Below are 22,500 nucleotides of genomic sequence, written 5' to 3' on the forward strand. Positions count from 1 at the left end.
GGCCGTGCACATCGACCCGAGCCAGGGCGCCTGGGCGCTGCTCTGGCTGGACGCACTCGAAGCGCAGCAGCGCTGGTCCGACGCCGCCGCTGCAGTGGACACCGGCATCCGGCTGGGAGCGCCCAATCGCAGTGATCTGCTGGCCCGCCGCCAGACCCTGAACCGACGCATGGCCGTGCGCCCGGCCGAGCAAGGCTATCAGGCGCTGATCGCCAACCGCCCCGGCGATGCCGTATCGCTGGCCCGCGAAGCCACGCGTCTGGCACCGGACATCGCCAGCCATCGCCTGCTGCTGGTCACCGCGTTGCTGCTCGACAAGCAATCGGCTGCCGCCGAACAGGCTGCCAACGAGGCGCTGGATAACGACGACGAAAACACCGTGATGCTGGTCATGCGCGGTTACCTGCGGCAGTTCCAGGGCAACAGTGCCGCGGCTCGCGCCGACTTCGACAGCGCGCTGGCCCAGGACTGGCTGGACGAGGAGCAACTGCGCAATGTCCGTCTGCTCGCCATCGATGCGGCCCTGGCAGGCGGTGACAGGGCACGCGCCAGCACCCTGCTGGCGCCGATGGACCCCACCGATGAGGCCGTGTCGCGCCGGCACAAGGCCCTGTCGGACGGCCGCACCCCGATAGCGCCATTGACCCTGAGCAGCTATCCCTCACCGCAGCAGTCGTGCCAGGACACGCCTTACGGCACCCAGTGCGAACTGCTTCCGGCCGATACCAGCGGCGCCAGCGGGCCGGCCAGCGAAGCCTATGCCGCCTACGCCCGCGAGGATTTTCAGGAGGCCATTGCGCAAGCGCGCAAGGCGGTCGAGCTAGACCCGGACAACCTCGAATTACAGCGTCTGCTGACGTTCACCCTGGCCGCCGGCAACGCTCGCCAGGCCGCCGAAGCCGAGCGGCGCCTGAACGACGCCATCGCCCGTACGCCCAGCGACACCGACCTGCTGATGCAGCGCGGTTACCTGCGTATGCGCAGCCGCCAGCCGGCGCGCGCGCGCGAAGACTTCCGCGCCGCCCAGGATGTCAGCAAGGGCCCGAGCACGGCCATGCTCGATGAGGCCTACGCGCTGTCGGCGATGGGCGAAAACCCGACAGCGGTGCGCCAGCTCAAGCGTGCCATCGACCTCAACGATGCCGATCAGTTGCCGCTCGACTCGACGCAGCGCTACAACACCCGCAAGGCCGTGGCCGACCTGGACCGCGAATGGGGCGCCACCGTTGCCCACGGCTACCGCGGCGCGCGCCCCAGCACCACGGTGGCCGGAGCGGGCCTGAGCACGTCGGGCGATTCGATCTTCAATACGGTCGAGGGCTACTGGCGTCCGAGTCAGCTGAACAACCAGAACGGCATGCTCGAAGTCTACGGCAGGCTGACCAACACCCTGTACGACGAAGGCGGCAAGTTCCAGTCGCGACGCTTCGTCGACCCTTGCTCAGGCATCAGTGCCGAAGACGTTCGCGACTCGACCGACCGCACCACGCAGTCCAACTCGGTTGCAGGCTTCCCCAGCACCATCGGCTCGCTCGGGGTGCGCTACCTGATTTCCGATACCGGGTTCACGGTGGGGCTGGAACGACGGTTCTTCATTGGCTCGGGGACGCGGGAAGGGACGGCGTATCCGGCTTCGAATACGGATCGGTGTTCGATTCAACGGGCCATCACAAAGCAGAACGATGCTACTACTCAGGCCACTCCCGGCGCCCCCACGATCAACGGCCTCCTCACCCGCTATAAGCTCGACAGCAGCGCTGGCGGCTGGTTGGCCTACACCACCTACGGTTTCTACCGCGGCACCGAGCTGCGCCAGGACGTGTCCAACTGGTTCACTGCCGAAGCCTATTCGCAGCTGGGTTACTCACTGGAAGACAATTCGGCGAAGTACACCTTCCACGATGTCGACTCACGAGGCCGCGCGGGCCGTGAACTGATGGAAGAAAACGGCCGACTGCGCCGCGAGCAGCTGTTCCTGACCAACGAAATCCGCATTGGCCGGAGCTTCCGCCTGGGCAGGGCCCCGCTGGTGCTGTTCCCCCATGTGGTGGGCGCCGCCGACTGGATCTGGCAAAAGGACCAGGCCACCGACCTCACGCTCGGCAGCGGCACCGACGCATTTCCTGTACTCGCCAAAGAGCTCAAAGACAAAAACTACTCGCTCACCAGCGACGCCCGCACCTGGTCCATGGCCGCCGGCCCTGGCGTGAACCTGCGCTACTGGTTCCGCGAAGACCACTACCACGCCCCGCGCTCCTACCTCGACTGGTCGATGCAGTACCGCCTGCCCATTGGCGGCGGCGCGACCGAACGGGCCAAGGGGCTGTTCATGAACCTGACGCTGTCGTACTGAGCAGCGCCATGCCGAGGAGACCCTCCATGATTTTTTCGCCATTGTTCGCCCCCGTCACCAGACGCCTGAGCGCCGCGCTACTGGCTGCCACCTTTAGCGTTGCAGCTGGGTCGGCAGCCGCCGATGACGCCTCGATCGTGCTGCGCGGCAGCGACGGCTGGCTGTTTCCCGGTTGGGGCAGCCTCAGCGAGGTCGACAGCCGCGGCATTGCTGCCTCCACCGCCCTGATCAAGGAAGCCCAGCAGGCTTTGGCCGCCCGGGGGGTAAAGCTGCAAGTGCTGGTGCTGCCCGACAAGACACGCTTCTATCCGGACAAGCTGCCTGCCGGTAAAGCCCTCAGCCCGGCCGTGCAGCAGCGTTACCAGACCATCCTCACCAGCCTCCACCAGGCCGGCATCAGCGCCATCGACGACGAAAAGGTGCTGCGCCAACTCAAGGACAGCGGCAAGGACGTGTTCTACCGCACCGACCAGCACTGGACGCAGGCCGCCGCCGACGCCACGGCCCAGGCCACCGCCGCCCAGGCGCGCGAGGCCGTACCCGCGCTCAACGGCGACGCGGGCAGCGGCATGGCCCTGGGTAGCGAGTTGAAGGAGCGCCGCTATGGCGATCTGGCTGAACGTTTTCTCACCCCTGAACAGCGCAAGGCCACCGGCCGGGAAACCTTCACCATACGCCGCCAGGTGGCCGCCAACAGCCTGCTGAGCGACAGCGCCGCACCGGTGCACGTGACCGGGCACAGCATGGTGCAGCCGTACTTCGGCTTCCCACAGAAGCTCTCCAACAGCCTCGACCGCCCGGTGTCGGTCAACTGGAAGCCGGGTAACGTCGGCCAGTGGATCCTGTTGCTGGAGTATCTCGAATCGCCTGACTTCAAGCGCAACCCGCCGCAGGTCCTGGTCTGGCAGGTGTTCGAGCCCACCTACGCGCAAGGCCCGCAGGCCAGTGGCCTGTGGGACAACGCCTCGATCATGAGCGCGGATGCCTGGCGCCAGCGCCTGCGTGCGGCGCTCGGCAAGTGATCGATGGCCGACAGGGAATCGCCAGCCTCCCCTGCACCGCGTCTACGCAGCAGCGGCCTACATGATTCCCTCGGAACTGCTGGCCTGCGGCGTTTTCCCAGGCACCCCTTCGAACACGATCAATCGCAAGGGCCTGGCCGAGCTGTATCAACAGGCCCGTTCGAGAAAAACCAAGGAACCCCAATGACTGCCCGTACCGTGACCGCTGCTGCGCTGCTGCTGACGAGTGCTTTTTCCACCGCCTTGCAGGCCGAGGGCCGGTTGGCCCAGCTGTACGCACCGCGTCCGCCCGCCGACTCGGCCTTCGTGCGGGTGCTGCAGCCGGCGGGCAAGGCAACGCAGGTCCAGGTCGGGCCAAACGCCCCTCAGCCTGCAGGCTCCGATCACCTCGCCAGTGCCTACAACGTGGTCGAGGGCGGCAAGCCCTTCACCGTACAGATCGACGGCGCCACAGTCGGGACACTGAGCGTGGCGGCGGGCAACTATCAGAGTGTCATGCTCGACGGCGGCACGCTGCGGGCCCTGCCCGAAGCCAGCGCCGGTGACAATGCGCTCAAGGCCGAGCTGCGCTTCTACAACCTCGTCGCAGATTGCCCGACTGCCCAGCTGCAGCTCAAGGATGGCCTGGCGTTGTTCACTGAGGTCTCGCCATTCAGCAACCAGGCGCGCGCCATCAACCCGGTAAGCGCCTCACTGCAGGCCGGTTGCGCGTCGGCGCAGACCGACGTGCTGGCGATGCCGCTCCTGCAGCCTGGCGATCATTACGTGCTGTTCCTGACCGGCAGCGCCGCTGCGCCGACGCTGCGTGGCGAGCTCAGCCGCACCGCACCCTGGACTCGGTAAACCCGTATTGCCGGCGAGCTGCAAGGGCAGATTCTCGACCAGTTGCTGCAACTGCACGGCGGCTCCGGCTACAGCAGCGAGTACGGCATCGGCCGGGCCTGGGCGGATGCGCGGCCCATGCGCAGCTTCGGCGGCGGCAGCGAGGCCATGCGGGAAATCGTCGGCCGCAGCCTCTGACTGCGCTCAGCCCCTGAGCCAGTCTTCGCGCAGCCTACGCGCGCGGGGGTCGTCAGCCAGTGCCCAAGGGTCCAGGGCGAAGGCGATGACGTTGTCGGCACCAGCGCTGCGCGCCCATTCCAGCTGGCGCCGCACCCGCACGTAGTCGGCCGAGCGCGCAGTGAAATCGGTGCCGTCGTTCTTCGGCGACGGCAATTGCTCGAACAATTCCACCACGATGTCGAACGGCACCTGGCGCTGACGCAGCTCCAGCAGCAGCGGTTCGATGGCCAGCACGTTGCGCAGCCCCGCCACACCGACGCCGTCCTGCACCAGCGGGCGCAGTGGCGCGGTATCGAGCAGAACACGCCACAACTGCGACAGTGAGCCCTGCGTGGCCAGCACACTGAAGTACGTGGAAATCGCCGGAGTACGGCCACTGTGCTGGATCGCGCTGCTGGAAAACCCCTGCAGCCACTGCGCAAGGCGTTGCTGGCGGTCCAGGGTCGCCCAGTGGTACTGCTCGAGTTCATAGGGAATGTACCAACCTGCGAAGGCCCGATGGCGCGGCCAGGGCGCGCTGGCCATGTAGTGCTGCGCTGCCGCCAGCGAGGCGTCGAAGAACGCCGCCTGGCCCGACGGGTCGGCCGAGAGCGCCTGCCACCAGGCGTTGTCGCAGGGCAGCCCGACCTGCACCTTCATGCCCTCGTCGTGGGCGATGTCGAACACGGTCCGCAGCAGCGCCTCGGGCGCCATCCACGCCGACGCGCCGCCAATCAGCCCGACCCATTGCAGGGTCAGGGTCTGGCATCCCATGTCGGCCATCGCCGACAAGCGCGCGCGCCATTGCGCGGGGGTCAGGTCCGCATGGCTTTTCCACAGCTGCAGGAAACTGCCTTGCAGCCCCGTCGCAGGCGCACAGCCCGGGATGCCGACGACCAGCGGTGCGCAGGCCAGCAGTGACAACAACCGGCGTCGGCTCAACGTGACGTGGGTAATGATGAAGGCCTTTTCGGAGCGTGGGTGGGCTTCAAGAAGCAGGCGTGCATGGTAGCCCCGGCAGCGATTTCTGACATCAAGCAAGCGTCGACCTGGCGCCAACAGAGCGCCCGGTGCAGCCGTTAGACGTGCTCTGCCGCAGGCCAGAGGCGCGTGGGCGACAAGCCGTTTTTAAGCCGATCCGCGCTGAGGGATGTCGTTCTCAATCGCGGGAGGCCGCATCGCTTGTCCTTCCTCGACCTGATCGGTCTTATCCACAGCCCCCGCTCCCACAGCCCCTCATACGCCCACCGCCGCCCGCGCAAACCGCCGCGCCAGAAACGGCGCGATATCCACCAGCGAAGGCTCATTGTGGATAACTTTATCCAGCATCACCCCGGTAATGGCCGACGTCAGAATGCCGGTGCGGAAATGTCCACAGGCATTGAAATACCCCGGCATTTCATCCACAGGCCCAAGAATCGGCAGCTCGTCCGGGGATCCAGGCCGCAGCCCGGCCCAGGTGCGCTTGAGGTTCACGTGCGCCAGCGCCGGTACACAGCGGGTCGCGCCCTGCACCAGGCTGGTGATTTCGGGGATCGTGGTGCTGACGTCGAAGCCTTTCTCTTCGGTGGTGCTGCCAATGAGGATCTCGCCGTTGTCCTTCTGCGCCATGTAGCAATCGCTGGTCGTGATGCAGCCGTCGAGCAGCTTGGGCAGGCGCTCGGTCAGCACGATCTGGCCCTTCACCGGTTTCACCGGAATCGACAGGCCCGTGGCCCACTCGCTGAGTTCGGCAGCCCAGGCACCGGCAGCGTTGATCAGGGTGTCGCAGTGGAAATCACCGGCCTGCTCGGTGCGCACACCCTTGATCCGCCCGCCGTGGTGCAGCACATCGGTGACCCGCGTGTTGAGGTACAGGTCGACACCATTCTGCCGCGCCGCCTCCATGTACGAATCACCCAGGCGGAACGGGCTGAGCTGGTGGTCGCAGAGAAACTCCAGCGCGCCGTTGGCCTCGGCCGACACCGCCGGCTCAGTGGCGCGCAGGGCCTTGCGGTCGAGCCAGCGGATCTGCTCCTGCAGGTGCGGGATGTGCTTGACGATGTGCTCGGCGTAGAGCTGGTCTTCGTCGTCCTGAATCACGTACTTGAGCCCGGTGCGTTCGAACTTGAAGTCCATGCCGTGGCGCTCGATCAGTTCCTGGTGCAACTGCGGATACATCGCGTTCGACTGCAACGCCAGGTCAAAGAAGCACTGCGGCAGGATGTGCGGCGTGCTCGAATCCACCGCCACCGCTGCACCATGGGCCTGGCGCTTGGCCTGGGACGAGAGCATGCGAAAGAAGATCACCCCACAACCCAGCCCCACCGATTCGCCAATGGCCCACAAGCCCCCGGCCGAGGCGCGGGTGGCGTTGCCCGGGCGCTTGTCGTCGATCAGGGCGATGCGCAGGTTGCCGCGCTTGGACAGCTGGTACGCACACGAGGCGCCGATCACTCCGGCGCCGGCAATCACGATGTCGTAAGTCTTGGTCATGCTCAGGCCTCCGTGCCCAGGTTCTGGAATGCTGAAAACGGTACGGGGTCCACCGGAAAACGCGGCCGCAGCCAACCCACATCCGCGCGCCCGGTGGATGCCCGCAGGCGGTCGCTGCAATAGCCCACGCACATGCGTCCCTGACAATCACCCATGCTGACGCGGGTGCGCATCTTCAGCCCGGCCATGTCCTGCACGCCCTGGGCCAGGGCCAGGTCGATGGCATCGCGGGTCACCTGCTCGCAGCGGCAGATCACGGTGTCTGGCTGCGGCAGCTCGATCTGCGCCGGGCCGCGCGCGGTGTAGCGCTCCACCCCGGAGCGGAAACGTTTGATCGCCGCCAGTTGCCCCAGGTAACGCTCGCGCCGCTCGATGGCCTGCTCGGCGTTCAGCACCTTGAGCTGCTGCAGCATCGACACCGCCGCAATCCGCCCCGTGAGCATCGCCGCCTCGCCACCGCGAATACCGGCCATGTCGCCGGCCAGGTGGATGTGCGACATGCTGCTCTGCTGCCACACGTTGCACTCGGCGCGCAGATAGCCATCGTCGCTGAAGCCATGGGCCAGGCCCAGTTGCTGGCTGAGCTGAGTTCGTGGGATGAAGCCATAGCCCACCGCCAAGGTCTGTACCGACTCGCGCTGCACGCGGGTCAGGTCGGCTTTCCAGTCCGGGTCGTAAGGGGCCACGCTCACTTCATTCAGCTCGCCCTCCCCTCGCGCTTGCACCACACCCCAGCCGTAGTGCATGGGAATGCCGTTGAGCTTGAGGTAGCCAAGCATGCTCAGGCCATCGAGAAACAATTGCGGCTTGTTCATCAGCGCCAGGCTTTCGCGGGCTATACGACCAAACGCACAGGCCTCGTACACCCCCGCCACCTTGGCCCCGGCCGCATGCAGCTGGCAGGCCACCAACGGCAGCAACGGCCCGGTGCCGGCGATCAGGGTTGCGCCCAGCGGCTTGACCACGTTGCTCTTGATCTGCAACTGCAGCCCGCCAAGCAGCATCACCCCCGGCAGCGTCCAGCCCGGAAATGGCACGTTGCGCTCATGGCAACCGGCCGCCAGCAACAGCTGCTCGAAACCCACCTGCTGCAACTGCTCGTGCTCATCGAGCACCGCCAGCGACTGCTCGTCACCGCCCACCACACGGCTGTTCAAGCGTACGTCGACCAAATCGGCACAGGCCGCAAACTGCGCGTGCAGCGCGCCCAGCGCCTTGCTGTAGCGTGCGCCCAGATAGCCCAGGTCGACCCCCGCCCGCAGCGGCCCGCGAAACACCACACCGCCCGGGCGCGACGCCTCATCGATCAGCACGCTGGCCACGCCCTCCCCGGCCAGCTCGATGGCCGCCGCCATCCCCGCCGACCCACCGCCGACGATCACCGGACGCACGCTCATACCCGCGCCTCACTGCCAATGCGATTGACCTCGGTCTCGATCCGCATCCCGGCGCGCACCACGGTCTGGCAAGCGCGACGCTTGGGCCGACCGTCGATGGCCACCAGGCAGCAATGGCACACGCCCATGCCACAGAACGCACCACTGAGCTGGCCGTGGTCGTTGCGCGCCAGTTGGCGCAGGCCGACGGCGTTGAGCACGCTGAGCACGGTTTCGCCCGGGGCGGCGGTGACGGCGGTGCCGTTGATGTGCAGCGAGAGCTGGTCAGCCGCGAGGGGCTGGATGTCGAGTATGCGTTCCATGAGGGTATGCCTTGTCGTCCATGTCAAAGAGATCGGACAGGGTAGGCGAGGTGTCTGTAGGGAAAATTGACTTGAGGCGGGTAGAAGGTGGATAGCGGGGGAAGGACGATGAGTGGTGGTAGGGCGTAGCAGGTCTGCGTGTGTGATGCCCGATGCGAGCGGCGACGCTCTACCGCTGGCGGCAGAGACTCCACTCTCTGGGCATGATGGTCCTTCATCAGCCAGAACAAACAGCGCTCGATTACAGCGGGGGGTTACCCTGCTGGGCCTGCATGTACCGGCGCAGCAGCAAGTTGATGCGCGTTTGGTAGCCCGCACCTTGGCCCTTGAACCATTGCAAGACGTCGGCATCGAGTCGGATGGTGACTGCCTGCTTTACAGGCACATGGAGCTCTGCGCGGCTGAAAAAATCGTCACCCAGCTCTGGCATGTCACTGGTATCTACCTCTTGGTCATCCAGCCCGGACAGGCGTTTCCAGTCAGTTTTCGATGGTTTCGACATAGCGCTTGGCCTCCTGTCTGGTAGCTTTTCGGGCCGAGATGATGCGAATCACATCACCTCACCGCTCTGTGTACACCACTACGCCAATCAGCACCTTGATCCAGCCAATACTGATCCAGCGCTCCTCGCCGTAGTCGATCCGCTCATCGCGCAAGGCCAGCATAGGGTGCTGGAAGATATCGGGCACATCATTGAAGTCGATGCCAGGCTTGCGGATATTAGTTTGGTTTTTGATTTCGTCCCATTCAAACCGCATGGAGCATCCTGTATGTACTGATGTACATACACAATACGCTCATTCGTGAATAAGCAAAGCCCCGCGCGTCAGCGTCGCTGCCCTGACTAACGAGTTGTTTTTCAAGCTGCTCGGACCTGGACTTCTGGCTACCCATCGAGAGTGCCAGACCAAAGAAGTTGCCTCACTGTATACCGGACTCCAACGCCTGTGCCGCTTGCCAGGACTGATACCCGGACAGGCCCGCCTTCACGCCTTGCAGCGCAGTGAGGCGACTGTCGTCTTCGCGTTTGGCCTGTTGAGCGTTTTGGACGGTGGTGTTCACCGCCTCGCCGACTACCCCGGAGAACGCCAGGGTCAGGCCAGACTTCTCGCTTTCATGTTGTGATTGAATCGAGGCCTAGTTGGCGGCATCGACGATGCGCGCGTTCTGGCCGCCAAACCTGACGTCCTTGCCGGTCACAATGTCCGCTGCGATGGCATCGACATCCTTGCCGGCCGTGACATTCACCTCGCCCAGAACGCCGAGGCTGAGGTTCAGCGCGTCCTTGCTGGCCAGGGCGTTGTCCATCAGGTAGCGGTACTGGTCGTAGTCGCTGCCCAAGCCGTCGGCGAGGAAGCGTTGGCCGTTGAATGCGTTGTGTGCTTATAGGCGAAAGACTTATAGTCCGCGCGTCGCTCACATAGCGATTCGGGTTTGGCGACCTGACGGTGGAGAAATGCGCAAGCTTGCAGCGTTCTGCAGCAGCTCGCGCGCGCAAAGTCGTTTTATGACGGCTGTGCGTGGGAGACCTTCGGGTCTGCCGGTTTTCTCTACTGCCGGTTCGCCAACCTGCGTACAGCTGTCACCCATTCGTTTGGCGACGTTTGAGTGATGGTATTTATCACTTGAGTAGAGGCCGAAGATGAGCAGATATATTCCCTTGACAGACATCGATTCGAACGCGCCAGCACTGTGGATCGACACACAGGCGCCGCTTGGCATCTTGCATGATGCGGCGATGCACAGGATTCGTGCTGTGACTGAAGCGTTGGAAGAATTTGCAAACGAGCAAAATGAGAATTGTGAAGCGTCTATGCCGAGCTATTGGGCAAAGGTGCTGGCGGTGCAACTGCGGGACGGATGCGACTTGCTTGATGTTCTTGGGAAAAATCTCCATCAAATAATTTAAAAGAGGCTGGGCAGTTAATTTCTAACTGCCCTTGAAAAACTAAACTTTAAAGAGCCTCCTAGTAAATCCTAGGCGTTCGCGACGACTAAAATTAACTCTAATTCATTACAGCTAGAATTTATGATTAATTCGAAAAATGTAAACATTTAGATAATAATCCAAGACAACTTAATCAACCGAAAGTCACAACGTAATAATAATTATCTCTATAAGAAATCACTCATCAAACACAGGCTCAATGCACATATTATGAGTTTCCAACGTAGGTAACTCCACTCGGAAGTCTAAAAACCCAAGGGTCCTGGGCAAAAGAAGAAAAAACATCCAGTCTGCTACCATCAGTAAATATCAATGATGGGTCTATCGGCTGGTTTATGTTGATCCAGGAGATATTTTCTAGTGATAGCCCGACTAGTCTCATCAAACCCTTTTCTACTGGGTCGTCCCAGCATGTGAACAAGAGTTCGCTACCTTTAGACACCCTCCAAACGCTGAGAGTGCTAAAGCTCCAGGCTTCACCAGAAATAATTAAATTATCATCAACCCATATAACCTCCTTGATTTCCAGAGGAAAATATGAACTCGCAACTCTCAGAAAATCAAACATTATTCTACCTGCTCAATATGGGTTTTTGTTCTGACCCACTGCTTTCTCTCATTATTAGAAAGACCTTTAGGAGGTTGCGGTGGTTTTCCAGTTGTTGGATCTATTGGTCCACCATTAGCATTTTCAAATGATGCTCTCTGCGAGTTTTTCCCGTCTGCCTTCATGACACGCACACGGGATCCATCCGGCATAATATACTGCGTACCAACAACATTTCCGCTTGTAGGTGAAACAACAGGTTTTGATGGGTAGCCCGCAGCCTCAAAATTAGCAATCATCTGGGACTGACTTCTAGGTAGTTCTACACCCGATGAGTGCTTGATAGGTGGTGCTTTATCCGAACCGCCTGTCTTTTGATTATCACAAGGCCCTTCATTATGAACCCAAGTCTTCAGCTCACCCACATAAAACGTATGCCCCACATCCACCGTAAGGTTGTACGTCTTCCCCTCCGGCAGATACAACTCTAACGACTCAACCTCCGACGAGCTGTCCTCCGATTCCCCATCAGCCAGCGATTGCAGGCGGTCGCCAGGCTTCAGGTCGATGACAGAAACGAAGTCGCGCTGTGCTGGGACGTAGAACGGATGGCTCGGGGTGACGAGCAGGGTCTCACCTGATGCGCCTCCATCGCTACGGACGCTCTTCAGCTTCAGGCGATAGATGGGTTGGTCGGAGCGCTGGTGCGTTGCCAGAATCTTCGCTGCAAATGGCTTGCCGCCGTGCTCGGGCTTGGTCCAGACCACATCGCCCACTTTGAGCGATTCGATAACGCGGTCCCCATCCGGAGTAGAGACTTTGGTCCCGGCCGCAAAGCAGCAAGGCGCTCGATCTGCCGGTCGATTCGCAGCGACATCCTCCGTGCCTTTCGACGCTTCGCTGGTCTTTTTAGGTCCATCAGCAGAAACCGACTTATGCCCCCCTACAGGCTTACGTCCGGAAATTCTACCCGTGACCACGGAGCCTAGGCTTACCTGCCTCGCCGCTCAGTCTAGTAGTGTTCTTTTTTTCTGGTAGTAATCGTCAAAATTTCCGTACCGCCACTGTTAATTTTTATATGAGACTGCACTTGGTATGGGATCTGTGTAGCAGCTTCAATTTTCGTTTCGAACAATGCCCGGAGATTCTTTACTTTTGCACCATTAAATTATCTGGAAAAAGGTAACCACTGGACCATAATCCTGATCTGAGTTAGAAACTACTACACTAAAATTCCTATCAGAGAATTTTTCTCTCAAAACCAAACGCCATGAGAATGCTATTACCGCGGCCAACTGTTCAAAAACCCTATCATCGACATTTTCAGAACACCCATCAAAGACATCATAAATATGCATATGATTGATCATTCTCTCGGTCGCGTGCAGGTCACCATTGAATTTTTCCAGCCAACATCTAACAACATCAATATCATATTTATTTTCTAAAAAAACGCCTTCTCCATCAACAATAAAATCGGGGAAAAAAAGCTTGCTCGACAGCAATACATCCTCAGGATTGCACTGATTGCTTATATAGGAGAGCTCATTGAGCTCATCTTTGTTCATCCACGCCGACTTCCAAGACTCATAACGATCTAAGCCGAGCATAGGATTAATTGTATTAATTTTCATTATGGAATCTCATCAGGTTTAGCAGGCCTTGGTGCTAATTTGGTCGAGGGCGATTGAACTCTGATCGTCCCGTCCGGCAAATTATTTCTACCGTATTCAATTACATGCGGTGTTTGCACATTAGCATGCGCGGCTCCAGTAACGTCAACTCTTTTAACAATCATTCCCGACGAATCATACACAGCATAGCTGGTAATATTCCCTTTATTATCAGCTCTATAAAGCGTTCCATTGACTGGTCCACCATCAAGTTTGAAACGTCCGCTTATCTGCGCTGCGTTTTGCAGCGGACCGCCTGCTAGGTTGCTGGCATTGCGAGGTACTGAAGGGGAGTTTATTCCTTTTGCCCCCTCAGATGCAGTATCACAAGGCCCCACATTATGAACCCAAGTCTTCAGCTCACCCACATAAAACGTATGCCCCACATCCACCGTAAGGTTGTACGTCTTCCCCTCCGGCAGATACAACTCTAACGACTCAACCTCCGACGAGCTGTCCTCCGATTCCCCATCAGCCAGCGATTGCAGGCGGTCGCCAGGCTTCAGGTCGATGACAGAAACGAAGTCGCGCTGTGCTGGGACGTAGAACGGATGGCTCGGGGTGACGAGCAGGGTCTCACCTGATGCGCCTCCATCGCTACGGACGCTCTTCAGCTTCAGGCGATAGATGGGTTGGTCGGAGCGCTGGTGCGTTGCCAGAATCTTCGCTGCAAATGGCTTGCCGCCGTGCTCGGGCTTGGTCCAAACAACATCGCCCACTTTGAGCGATTCGATAACGCGGTCGCCATCCGGGGTAGAGACTTTGGTCCCGGCTGCAAAGCAGCAAGGCGCTCGATCTGCCGGTCGATTCGCGGCGACATTCTCCGTGCCTTTCGAAGCTTCGCTGGTCTTATTAAGAAGCGGTAGCCACCATCGCGCCGTATCCTCCAACGCCTACAACAAGGCCAGCAACGATAACGCCAGCCGCAGTTGCTCTTTTCACGGCGGTGTTATGAGCACCAAGCTTGTCATCGCTCCTATCCCGGCCCTCGCTGAATAAGCCCCGCCCATAAAACTCGCCTGTCGCCTTGAGCTGTGCAATCTCTTCTTGGTTTACGCGCCAACTTACCAACTACTTAAACGCCAAGGGCGCTCATCAAATTCGAAGCATCCTTTAACAGGTCAGAATCTTGGCTTAAATTATTAAATTCGTTTAGGGCGCAAACGGCCTTTTGCGCCAAGCTTGTGTTTTCCTGCCAATACTCCGCACTCACACTTGCAAGAGCTACAATCAGTTCGCCGTCGTATTTCTCTCCTGCCAACACATCATCATGCAGAAATGTCACAGCAAAGGGTAATAATTCATTAACAAAAAAATTTTGCCTAACTGCGCGACATATGTCGCCTATACTTAAGTTTTCTAGCGGAGTATCACGTATTAAAAGATACCATTCGGTCAAAGAAGCAGGGCTGCTTGCTGGTTCCCAACCAATTTTAGTAAGTTTTTCCAAATCACGAAACGTCATATCCCGGCACCATTTAAAGCTGATTCAATACGATCGATAGTATCGACCGCTAGCTGACGCGCAGCTCGCGCTGAAGGTTCATTAATGCCCTCTAAGGTTTCCGCATGGTTCCGCAAACCTCGAAGAGTGTCGTTCATCTCTTTGAGGTGATCCCAATAACCAACCCCCAAGGCTTCGGTACAGGGTTACCTGCCATATCCTTTAATGTACCCGTAATATCACTATCCTTGAAATAGCGCGGTCCGCACTTGCGTGCCGATCAGATTCAGGTCGTTGCTGGTACGACAAGCTGGCGAGCAGCTTACAAGCCATGGTCACATGGGGTGTATCGGAAATTAAGATTTAAAAATATCATATATAGCTGCAAATCATTTCCATTAGTTTTTCTCGAGATGGCACCAGAGAGAAAAATTCCGAGCCTAGAGCCTCAACCGTGTTAGTCCATCTATAAACCTTATACTCATCAGAAAATACAGAAAGCACTCTAAAAAGTGAAATTTCATCGACAAGCTCTGCATTAGAGTCAATTTCAAAAACCAGAAGAAAACCTGAATAATTATGAGCAGGTAATATCAGACCTTCTTTTACCACGTATTCTACAAGGGAATCTTGTTTTAATATTTCTAGCCGTATGAATGGCTCTGAGCTCTGCTTATTACTCCAGTTGTTATTAATCTCCCACTTATTAATCTTAAAGTCTAAAAAATCAGACTCATTTAATTTTTCGTTACCTTGAATATAAGAAACTGGCAAATCACCCCATGCGCTTTCAATCAATGAATCCCGCTCAGGCAGTATGGAGTCACCTTCAACTACAACTACATATCTAGCTCTCATTACATATTCCCTGTTTCTTGTAAGCGTTTCAGACCTTTTTCAGCGTTTCTCACCAGTTGATCTCTTACAGATTGCGGCTGCCTTTTGAAAGCCTGATGGATTTGCGGGGCAAGAGGCATTGATAAATCTGGTCTGAAATCAACGATCGAATTTTTTCCGCTTCCCGATTGTATTTGAAGCTTACCATTAGGTTCGATATCCACACGCAGTAAGCGTTTGCGACCGCCAATTACCGCCTCTACTGGCCGACCAATTGTTTCGCTCGCTTTGATAGAACCTTTTGCACCGTTCGAGTTTCGAGAGTCACAAGGCCCTTCATTATGAACCCAAGTCTTAAGCTCACCCACATAAAACGTATGCCCCACATCCACCGTAAGGTTGTACGTCCTCCCCTCCGGCAGATACAACTCTAACGACTCAACCTCCGACGAGCTGTCCTCCGATTCCCCATCAGCCAGCGATTGCAGGCGGTCGCCAGGCTTCAGGTCGATGACAGAAACGAAGTCGCGCTGTGCTGGGACGTAGAACGGATGGCTCGGGGTGACGAGCAGGGTCTCACCTGATGCGCCTCCATCGCTACGGACGCTCTTCAGCTTCAGGCGATAGATGGGTTGGTCGGAGCGCTGGTGCGTTGCCAGAATCTTCGCTGCAAATGGCTTGCCGCCGTGCTCGGGCTTGGTCCAGACCACATCGCCCACTTTGAGCGATTCGATAACGCGGTCCCCATCCGGAGTAGAGACTTTGGTCCCGGCCGCAAAGCAGCAAGGCGCTCGATCTGCCGGTCGATTCGCAGCGACATCCTCCGTGCCTTTCGACGCTTCGCTGGTCTTTTTAGGTCCATCAGCAGAAACCGACTTATGCCCCCCTACAGGCTTGCGTCCGGAAATTCTACCCGTGACCACGGAGCCCAGAAGCTGTCCACCCCCTATCAGATACTGATCATTATCGCTGCTCTCAACAAGATCCCTACCTTCAAGCCCTTGAGCTAATCCTTTACCCGCTTCTCTAGTGACTTCATCAGCCGCCTCCAGAATCGCCCGGCCCTCTTTTGTTTGCGTAACAACGTAATTAGCGGCGTATAGCACTAAACCTTTAGGCCCCTGAGCTGCTGCTATTACCAGCTGTACAGCATTTTGCTGTTCCGGATGTTGTTCCACATACTCATTGGCACTCGCCATAGCGTCTAAAACTTTTTGCGAAAAGTTTCTCTGAATGCGCTCTGCGATGATCTCAGAGGTGTCCAGCTCCACGCCAGGGGCATAATTTCGAGAAGAAGCGTTCTCTTCCACGTTCGATCCGGATGAAGACAACTGTATGGATTTTAACTCGGACGGTAATGCTTTCAGCTCATTACCCGTGAGCTCTGCAAGTGCTCCCATCACTAATGTCTGAAAACTAGGGTCAGCCACAACCCCTCTTGCCTCACTCGCCGTTAAACCACCCTGCATTAATCTGTCAACCGTTGCCACAGCAAGCTCTTCACCCAATACCTCGGTGGCTGGCGCGCCAAGTTTACGTCCCAAATTACTTTCAATCCGATTGATGGCACGGGCCAGACCGATACCCGCTTCTTCGAAGTTTTGCCGAGCCGTCTCGTCATATGCCTTAAGTTGCTTTACCCACTCATGAGCAGTTTCCGTGGGTTTTACCGCCGCCTCAACCGACGACTTAGTGACATACAAATCAGTCCGATGCTCATCATCCTTCGTGACTTCATACGCTCTATTCACATCCCGGTTCAGTCCAGCCGTCGAGTCCTGACCCTCAGCATCACCGCGCACCACAACATCACCCGCACCCACCGTGCCGCGCACGATCTGCTGGCGATCTTTGTTGTAGTTCCAGCCCTCGACACTCCAACCGTTCTTGTCTTTATCGCTCTTACCGACCTGGCTTGGATCCTGGGTGGTCTTTTTGCCGGTGCCGTACGAACCACCCACATTCAGGTAGTACCCATGCTCCATGTCCTTACCAGCAATATCGCTGAACCCAAGCGTGTTGGTATCCAGCTTCAAGTTGCCAGTGTCCGATGCAATCAGCGCACCATCGAGCTGGGTATGGTTTTGGGTACGGATATCAAGCGCGTTCAGAGCAGTAATACTGGTTTGCTGCTCAACCCAGTTCTTGCTCCCCGTGGTCTGGCCATAACCCACAGAACCGCTGAAGCCGCTGCCAGGGCCAAACACGGCTGTCGCACTCAGGTCGAACTCTTTGCCCTGAGCCTTACCGGTGTCCGGCAATGAAGTGATATTGAAGTCACGCCCCACGCGGCCCAGCACATCATTGCCGCGCAGTGTTGCGCCGGCGACATTGGTGTCTCGCCCGCTGGTAAACGCCAGCTGATTACCTGCATAGAGATAGGCTTCCTGCTGCTGCTCGCCTTCGCGCTCCAGGCTGCCTTTACCGATATTGACGCTGACGTAAATCCCGATGCCTTCGGACCCAACAGCCAACCCAGCTTCTCCACCCCCGCTGCGACGACTGTTATTGGTCTCATTGTCGTTCTGCGCCGCCTTGATGTTGAGGTCATTGCCCGCCTGCAGGTTGATATCCCGTGCGGTCTGCACTTGCGTGCCGATCAGGTTCAGGTCATTGCTGGCTTGAAGGTTCGCATCACGACCGGCCTGCAAGGTCGTCACCGTCGAGGAGCCCTGGCTCTGATCGCCGTTAGCCACGCCACGGCTCGCGCCGACACCCACCTTGAAGCCGCCGCTGGTGCCGCCATGAATTCCGCTCCAGCCCTGCTCCTGACTGGTTTCCTGGCTGTAGCTGCCTTTGGCCGCGTCAAGCGTCACATCGCGGCCCTGGATGTTGATGTCACGACCTGACTGCAACTGGCCGCCGCTGATGCGCACGTCATTGCGCGCAGCGATGTTGACGTCGTTACCCGCGCTGAGCATCGAGCCGCGGCTGCTGGTCTGTTCAACGGTTTGCGTGCTGCGCTCGGTGCTGTTGCCGAACTTGCCATCGCCAGTAGGGCCGGAAAGGAACTGCGAAATGCTGTCTACGGCCTTCAGGGTGCTGGAGGCCTTGCTGACCGAGTCTTCGCCTTTACCGGCGCCGCGCACGGCATCCCTGGTGCTGCCGAAGTTGTGGTTCATGGTGGCCGTCAGGCCGTTGCGGGAGCGTTCGCGCTCTTGTTCGGTGACCTGCGATTCGCGAGCCGCATCGATGCTGACGTTGCGACCGGCAATCAGGCGGATGTCGTTGCCTGCGTCGAGGTCTGAGCCCACCTGATTGATGTCGCGTTGCGCCGCGACGTCGAGGTCTCGGCCAGCGCTGATCTGGCTGGCGGCGGCGGTTTCCTGGGCCAGACGGTCTTTGGCCTTGTTGCGTTCGGAACCGGCGAACAAGCTGACGCCGTTGTCGTCGGACGAAATGCCGATGCCGGACTGCTTCTTGCTTTTCCAGTCCTGGCTGGAGCGAGCGTTCTGCGCGGCCAGCACGTTGACGTCGCGGCCGGCTTGCAGGCCGACGTCACCGTTGGCGGCGACGCGGCTGCCTACCACATTGATGTCCCGGTCGCTGTGCAGATAGGCATTGCGCAGGGCAGTGAGCTGGCTGCCGACAGCGGTGCTGTCTTGCGCTTGGTTGCCGGCTTCTTTGGCCGTGGAGAACGACAGGAAGCCGCCGGACAGCGAGAGGCCGGTTTTCTTCTTGTATTTCTCTTGATGGCTGGAAGCTTCGTTGTTGGCCGACAGCAGGTTGATGTCGCCGTTCTTGTCGACCAGGCCTGCTCTGACATCCGCGTCGTTGCCGGCATCGAGGGTACTGGCGCGCAGGTTCACATCGCGGCCAGAAGCGATCACGGCATCGTTGGCGGCGCTCAGCTCGCTGCCGACTTGATTGATGTTGCTGGTCATCTGGCTCTTGCCGCTCTTCGACAAGCCGAAGGAGCCGGATTTGGTGGTCTTGCTGTAGGTGCCGTGCTGCTCGGTCGCCGAGTCGATGGAGACATCGTTGCGTGCGCCGAGCACCAGGTCGTTGCCGGCGCTGAGCTGGCTGCCGACGATGTTTACATCACGCCCACCGTTGAGGCCGACGCTGCCGTCAGCCGCTTTGCGGGTGTTGATGGTCAGGTCCTGGCCGGCTGCGATCACCGACGCCACGTTGGTCGCGTCGTAGGTTTCCTCTTGCTTGGTCTTCTTGCGACCGAACGAGCCGCTGCTCTTCTTGAACGAGTAGTAGGCGTTTTCGTCCTGAGCCGAGCTGATGTTCACGTCTTGCGCAGCGTCGAGTGCCAGGTTGTTGCCGGCATTGGCGCGGCTGGCCACGACGTTGATGTCGCGTGCGGCGTCGGTGTTCAGGTCGCTGCCAGCGTTCACGCTGGAAGCGAGCTGCTTGGCCTGCGTGGTGATGACGTAGCGGTGACCACCCTCGAAGGACTGATGCTTCTGAGTGTTGTCGGTTTTCGCCAACAAACTCACATCATTCCCAGCCTGCACCGCCACATCCCGCCCAGCCTGCAACGCCCCGTAATTGGTGACATCACGCCCCGCCACCAACGCCAGGTCCTGCCGCGCGCTGATCGCGCTACCGGCATCGGTCACCGTGCGGTAACCCGCGCCATCGCGCACCTGTATCGCCGTGCGTTCATTGATGATGTCGCCCTTCACCGCCGCCAGGTTCACGTTCTCGCCGCGAATCTGTCCGGCCATGGCGTTGCGGATGCTGTCCTGGGCGATCATCTGCAGGTGGTTGCCGGCTTCCACCAAACCGCCCTGGTAGAGGCTGCCGCCGCTGTTCACGCTAAGGTCGCGGCTGGCGCGCAGGGTGCCGACGTTGATCAGGTCGCCGCCGCTGATCAGGTTCAGGTCGCGGCCTTGAATCAGGCTGTTGCCGCGTACGTTGCGGCTGTCGGCCTGGGCCATGTACAGCACCGGCACCAGGACCTTCTGGCCATCCACGACGCGGCTTTCCATCCACACGATGTCGTGGGTCAGGGCGCTGACCTGCTCGGCGTTCAGGGCCACGCCGAGGCTGAGGTTCAGCGCGTCCTTGCTGGCCAGGGCGTTGTCCATCAGGTAGCGGTATTGGTCGTAGTCGCTGACCAGGCCGTCGGCGAGGAAGCGCTGGCCGGTCTGGGCCACCACGGCGTCGCGGATCAGGCGTTGTTCGTAGAGGCCGTCGCCCAGGCGCCGCCAGGTGCTGTCGGGGCGGATGTCGAGGCGGCTGAGCAGGTAGTCGGAGCCGAGGAAGCGCGACAGGTCGGTGAATTCAGGGTTGGTTTCGATCAGGTAGTGGCTGTTCGGGTCGGGGTTGCGGACGAACAGGCCATAGTCGCCTTTGGGCAGCTGGAAGGTGGCGCCGGCGGTGGGGTCGACCACGGCGAACGGGAAGCCGCTGTAGTCGACCGGTACCGTGGTGGTCTGGCCGTTGCCGTCGGTCACGCGCTGCACGCTGGGCAGCGTGCCCACGGCGGCGGCGCTGGGGTCGATGGCCTGTTTGTTGAGGGTGATGTCGATGCCACCGACGGCGGCGCCGGTCTGGTCGTCGCCCAGTTTGCCGGTGAGGATTTCTGCAGTGTTGTGCTGGCTGATCGAGCCGTTCTGCACGCTGCGGGCAACGTTCAGGGTGACCGTGCCGACGGCTTGCAAGGTGGCGGCGTAGAGCGGCTGCGAGCTGTCGGTCCAGGTCGTGACGTTGCTCAATTCCTCGAACGGGTAGCCATTGGAACGGGCCTTGAGCGCTTCAAATCGCTCAAGGTCAAAATTGCCTGCGGCCACCGCAGCGTTGAACGCCGGGATGTCGACGTACTCCATCTGATCCCAGCTGCGCCGAGGAATACGGTTGGTCTTGATGGTGATGTTCTGCTGGCCGATACGCTCGGAAGCACCGAGGTTGAGGAGGTCGTTGGCGGTGATGCTGAGGTTGCCGTTGGCCGCCATCAGGCTGTAGCGGTTTTGCACATCGTTGGCCTGAACGCTCAGGTCTTTGCCGGCCACCAGACGCGCCAACGGGCTGTCCTGAATCGCGCGCTCACGTAGGGCCTGTTCGATGTAGACAGCACCGGCTTTGAACCAGTCATGGCCTTTGCAATGCTGCCCACACTCCCACACCACGCTACCACTGACGATGCTCTGGCCCAGTTCGAAAACGGCCCTGGCGTTCTCCACACTGGCCGCAGTCAGGCTGATGGCCCCTTCACTCTCCACCGTGCCGGACAGGTTGCTGAACCGCTGCGCCGGGCTACCGTCAGCCCCGGCGAAGGTCAGATCGCCCCGGCTGTACACATCGCCATACCGGTTCTCGAACACCTGCGCGCGCAGGGCCATGGCGCCGCCGCTGAACAGCAGCGTGTCGGCACTGTTGCTGATGCGCTGGCTGGCCTGCAGCTGGACTGCGCCTTGAGCGCCGAGGGTGCCGCGGTTGAGGATCTGCGCGGCGTCGATGGCCAGGGCCTGGCGGGCGGTGAGGTAGCCGAGGTTGTCGAGGGTGCCGGTGAGGGTCAGGCGCGCGTCCTGGCCGGCGCCGATGCGGCCACCGTCCTGGTTGACGTCATGGGCGCTGATCGCCAGCAGGCCTTGCGCCGACAGGCGGCCGGTGTTGCGCAGGTCGCCGGTGAGGTTGAGCGTGAGGTCACCGTCGCTGAGCAGTTCGCCGCCGTTGTTCAGGCTGTCGAGGTTGAAGGTAAGGCCGCTGCCGCTGGCCAGGCGATCCCCGGCTTGCAGCGCCAGGGTGCTGCTGGTGTAGGTCAGGGCGCGGTTGAGCTGCACGCTGCCGAGGCTGTCGACCTGGCCGAACTGCCAGTTGCCATCGCCGAGCGTGGTGATGCGCCCGCCCGCGCCGGTGACGCGGTTGAAGACCAGGCTGAGCAGGCCGTCGCCAGCGTGTTCGAGGCTGCCGTTACGGTTGTCGAGGTGATCGGCCTTGAGCACCAGCGTGTTGTTGCCGGCGGCGATGCGGCCGTTCTGGTTGAGCAAGGCGCCGGTGAGTTCGAGGGTGCTGGTGTCGGGGGTGGAGACGCTGCCCGCCTGCGCGGTGGAGGCCGATGCAGCGTCCTTGTTGCCCAATGCGCGCAGTTGGCCGTCGCGGTTGTCCAGGGACGTGGCCTTGAGCGCCAGGGTGTCGTTGGCTTCGATCAGGCCGCCGCGGTTGTCCAGGGCGTTGCCATTGAAGCTGAGGGTGTCGCCGCTGATCTGCCCGCCTTGGGTGTTGCTCAGCGTGTTGCCGTCGAAACGCAGCGCGGTCTTGGCGAAGAGCGTACCGGCGTTGTTGCTCAGGGTGCCGACATTCAGGGTCAGGCCGCCGCTCAGGCTGGCGATGGAGCCGACCTGGGTGGCGTTGGCTGCCTCGCTGCGGCTGTCGTCGACCCGGCTGCGGCCGTTGTTCAATGCACCTGCAGTGATGTCGACCACGCTGCCCTGCACGATCCCGCCCAGGTTGCTCAGCGCTGCCTTGCCCAGCTCGAGGGCCAGAGGACCGCCGCTGGCCAACAGC

Annotated in this window: 17 protein-coding genes and 2 pseudogenes; 6 read left to right on the plus strand and 13 right to left on the minus strand. The window is 59.9% G+C overall.

Going from position 1 to position 22,500, the window contains the following annotated elements:
• The 5 genes from RT028_RS14325 to RT028_RS14345 all read left to right on the plus strand — a co-directional run.
• The coding region (locus RT028_RS14325; protein WP_312935788.1) for an NfrA family protein at positions 1 to 2,353 on the plus strand (2,353 nt) is incomplete at its 5' end.
• Between the two features lie 26 nt (positions 2,354 to 2,379).
• On the plus strand, positions 2,380 to 3,375 hold the full coding sequence (locus RT028_RS14330; RefSeq protein ID WP_312935789.1) for an alginate O-acetyltransferase AlgX-related protein: 996 nt from the start codon (positions 2,380 to 2,382) through the stop codon (positions 3,373 to 3,375).
• A gap of 61 nt (positions 3,376 to 3,436) precedes the next feature.
• Positions 3,437 to 3,562: a hypothetical protein gene (locus tag RT028_RS14335; RefSeq protein WP_312935790.1), complete on the plus strand. Its 126-nt coding sequence runs from the start codon at positions 3,437 to 3,439 to the stop codon at positions 3,560 to 3,562.
• Positions 3,559 to 4,218 carry an alginate O-acetyltransferase AlgF gene (locus RT028_RS14340; RefSeq protein ID WP_312935791.1) on the plus strand — a complete coding sequence of 220 codons (660 nt, stop codon included), beginning with the start codon at positions 3,559 to 3,561 and terminating at the stop codon, positions 4,216 to 4,218. Before RT028_RS14335 ends, RT028_RS14340 begins: the two co-directional genes overlap by 4 nt.
• 18 nt (positions 4,219 to 4,236) lie before the next feature.
• Positions 4,237 to 4,395: an acyl-CoA dehydrogenase family protein gene (locus RT028_RS14345; protein WP_312935805.1), complete on the plus strand. Its 159-nt coding sequence runs from the start codon at positions 4,237 to 4,239 to the stop codon at positions 4,393 to 4,395.
• Between the two features lie 6 nt (positions 4,396 to 4,401).
• On the opposite strand, the gene RT028_RS14350 is transcribed toward RT028_RS14345, so the two are convergent.
• From RT028_RS14350 to RT028_RS14380, 7 genes and pseudogenes are all read right to left on the minus strand, one after another.
• The gene (locus tag RT028_RS14350) at positions 4,402 to 5,457 is read right to left on the minus strand and encodes a DUF4434 domain-containing protein (protein WP_312935792.1); all 1,056 of its coding nucleotides are present in this window, start codon (positions 5,455 to 5,457) and stop codon (positions 4,402 to 4,404) included.
• 195 nt (positions 5,458 to 5,652) lie between these two features.
• Positions 5,653 to 6,891 carry a cyanide-forming glycine dehydrogenase subunit HcnC gene (gene hcnC / locus RT028_RS14355; protein ID WP_312935793.1) on the minus strand — a complete coding sequence of 413 codons (1,239 nt, stop codon included), beginning with the start codon at positions 6,889 to 6,891 and terminating at the stop codon, positions 5,653 to 5,655.
• Between the two features lie 2 nt (positions 6,892 to 6,893).
• Positions 6,894 to 8,288, minus strand: coding sequence for a cyanide-forming glycine dehydrogenase subunit HcnB (gene hcnB / locus RT028_RS14360; RefSeq protein ID WP_312935794.1), 1,395 nt, complete (start codon positions 8,286 to 8,288; stop codon positions 6,894 to 6,896).
• Entirely contained in the window at positions 8,285 to 8,590 is a 306-nt protein-coding gene (gene hcnA, locus RT028_RS14365) for a cyanide-forming glycine dehydrogenase subunit HcnA (protein ID WP_312935795.1), read from the minus strand. The genes hcnB and hcnA overlap by 4 nt, the downstream gene beginning before the upstream one ends.
• Positions 8,591 to 8,831: 241 nt before the next feature.
• Positions 8,832 to 9,092: a BrnA antitoxin family protein gene (locus RT028_RS14370; RefSeq protein ID WP_312935796.1), complete on the minus strand. Its 261-nt coding sequence runs from the start codon at positions 9,090 to 9,092 to the stop codon at positions 8,832 to 8,834.
• Positions 9,070 to 9,348 (minus strand): annotated as a pseudogene (locus tag RT028_RS14375) (BrnT family toxin). Before RT028_RS14375 ends, RT028_RS14370 begins: the two are co-directional and overlap by 23 nt.
• A 397-nt stretch (positions 9,349 to 9,745) precedes the next feature.
• Positions 9,746 to 9,964: pseudogene (locus RT028_RS14380) on the minus strand (hypothetical protein); the annotation flags it as partial.
• A gap of 268 nt (positions 9,965 to 10,232) precedes the next feature.
• On the opposite strand from RT028_RS14380, the gene RT028_RS14385 reads away from it, so the two are divergent.
• Positions 10,233 to 10,499: a hypothetical protein gene (locus RT028_RS14385; protein ID WP_312935798.1), complete on the plus strand. Its 267-nt coding sequence runs from the start codon at positions 10,233 to 10,235 to the stop codon at positions 10,497 to 10,499.
• Between the two features lie 606 nt (positions 10,500 to 11,105).
• On the opposite strand, the gene RT028_RS14390 is transcribed toward RT028_RS14385, so the two are convergent.
• The 6 genes from RT028_RS14390 to RT028_RS14415 form a co-directional block, all read right to left on the minus strand.
• A complete protein-coding gene (locus RT028_RS14390; protein WP_312935799.1) occupies positions 11,106 to 12,065 on the minus strand; it encodes a Hint domain-containing protein in 960 nt (319 codons plus the stop codon).
• A 183-nt stretch (positions 12,066 to 12,248) separates the two neighbouring features.
• Positions 12,249 to 12,719: a hypothetical protein gene (locus RT028_RS14395; protein WP_312935800.1), complete on the minus strand. Its 471-nt coding sequence runs from the start codon at positions 12,717 to 12,719 to the stop codon at positions 12,249 to 12,251.
• A complete protein-coding gene (locus RT028_RS14400; protein ID WP_312935801.1) occupies positions 12,719 to 13,648 on the minus strand; it encodes a polymorphic toxin type 24 domain-containing protein in 930 nt (309 codons plus the stop codon). The genes RT028_RS14395 and RT028_RS14400 overlap by 1 nt, the downstream gene beginning before the upstream one ends.
• 185 nt (positions 13,649 to 13,833) lie before the next feature.
• Entirely contained in the window at positions 13,834 to 14,223 is a 390-nt protein-coding gene (locus RT028_RS14405) for a contact-dependent growth inhibition system immunity protein (protein ID WP_312935802.1), read from the minus strand.
• Positions 14,224 to 14,574: 351 nt separating this feature from the next.
• Entirely contained in the window at positions 14,575 to 15,060 is a 486-nt protein-coding gene (locus RT028_RS14410) for a hypothetical protein (protein WP_312935803.1), read from the minus strand.
• Positions 15,060 to 22,500 (minus strand): hemagglutinin repeat-containing protein (locus RT028_RS14415; RefSeq protein WP_312935804.1); only part of this gene is annotated, 7,441 nt, incomplete at its 5' end. The genes RT028_RS14415 and RT028_RS14410, both read right to left, overlap by 1 nt.

The organism is Pseudomonas sp., assembly GCF_032058845.1.
Taxonomy (GTDB): Bacteria; Pseudomonadota; Gammaproteobacteria; order Pseudomonadales; family Pseudomonadaceae; genus Aquipseudomonas.

Bases quoted from the DNA above. Each gene is read 5' to 3' on its own strand.
- RT028_RS14330 (WP_312935789.1), top strand. From the start codon at position 2,380: ATGATTTTTTCGCCATTGTTCGCCCCCGTCACCAGACGCCTGAGCGCC.
- RT028_RS14410 (WP_312935803.1), bottom strand. From the start codon at position 15,060: ATGAGAGCTAGATATGTAGTTGTAGTTGAAGGTGACTCCATACTGCCT.
- RT028_RS14335 (WP_312935790.1), top strand. From the start codon at position 3,437: ATGATTCCCTCGGAACTGCTGGCCTGCGGCGTTTTCCCAGGCACCCCT.
- RT028_RS14405 (WP_312935802.1), bottom strand. From the start codon at position 14,223: ATGACGTTTCGTGATTTGGAAAAACTTACTAAAATTGGTTGGGAACCA.
- RT028_RS14395 (WP_312935800.1), bottom strand. From the start codon at position 12,719: ATGAAAATTAATACAATTAATCCTATGCTCGGCTTAGATCGTTATGAG.
- hcnB (WP_312935794.1), bottom strand. From the start codon at position 8,288: ATGAGCGTGCGTCCGGTGATCGTCGGCGGTGGGTCGGCGGGGATGGCG.
- RT028_RS14370 (WP_312935796.1), bottom strand. From the start codon at position 9,092: ATGTCGAAACCATCGAAAACTGACTGGAAACGCCTGTCCGGGCTGGAT.
- hcnA (WP_312935795.1), bottom strand. From the start codon at position 8,590: ATGGAACGCATACTCGACATCCAGCCCCTCGCGGCTGACCAGCTCTCG.
- RT028_RS14340 (WP_312935791.1), top strand. From the start codon at position 3,559: ATGACTGCCCGTACCGTGACCGCTGCTGCGCTGCTGCTGACGAGTGCT.
- hcnC (WP_312935793.1), bottom strand. From the start codon at position 6,891: ATGACCAAGACTTACGACATCGTGATTGCCGGCGCCGGAGTGATCGGC.
- RT028_RS14385 (WP_312935798.1), top strand. From the start codon at position 10,233: ATGAGCAGATATATTCCCTTGACAGACATCGATTCGAACGCGCCAGCA.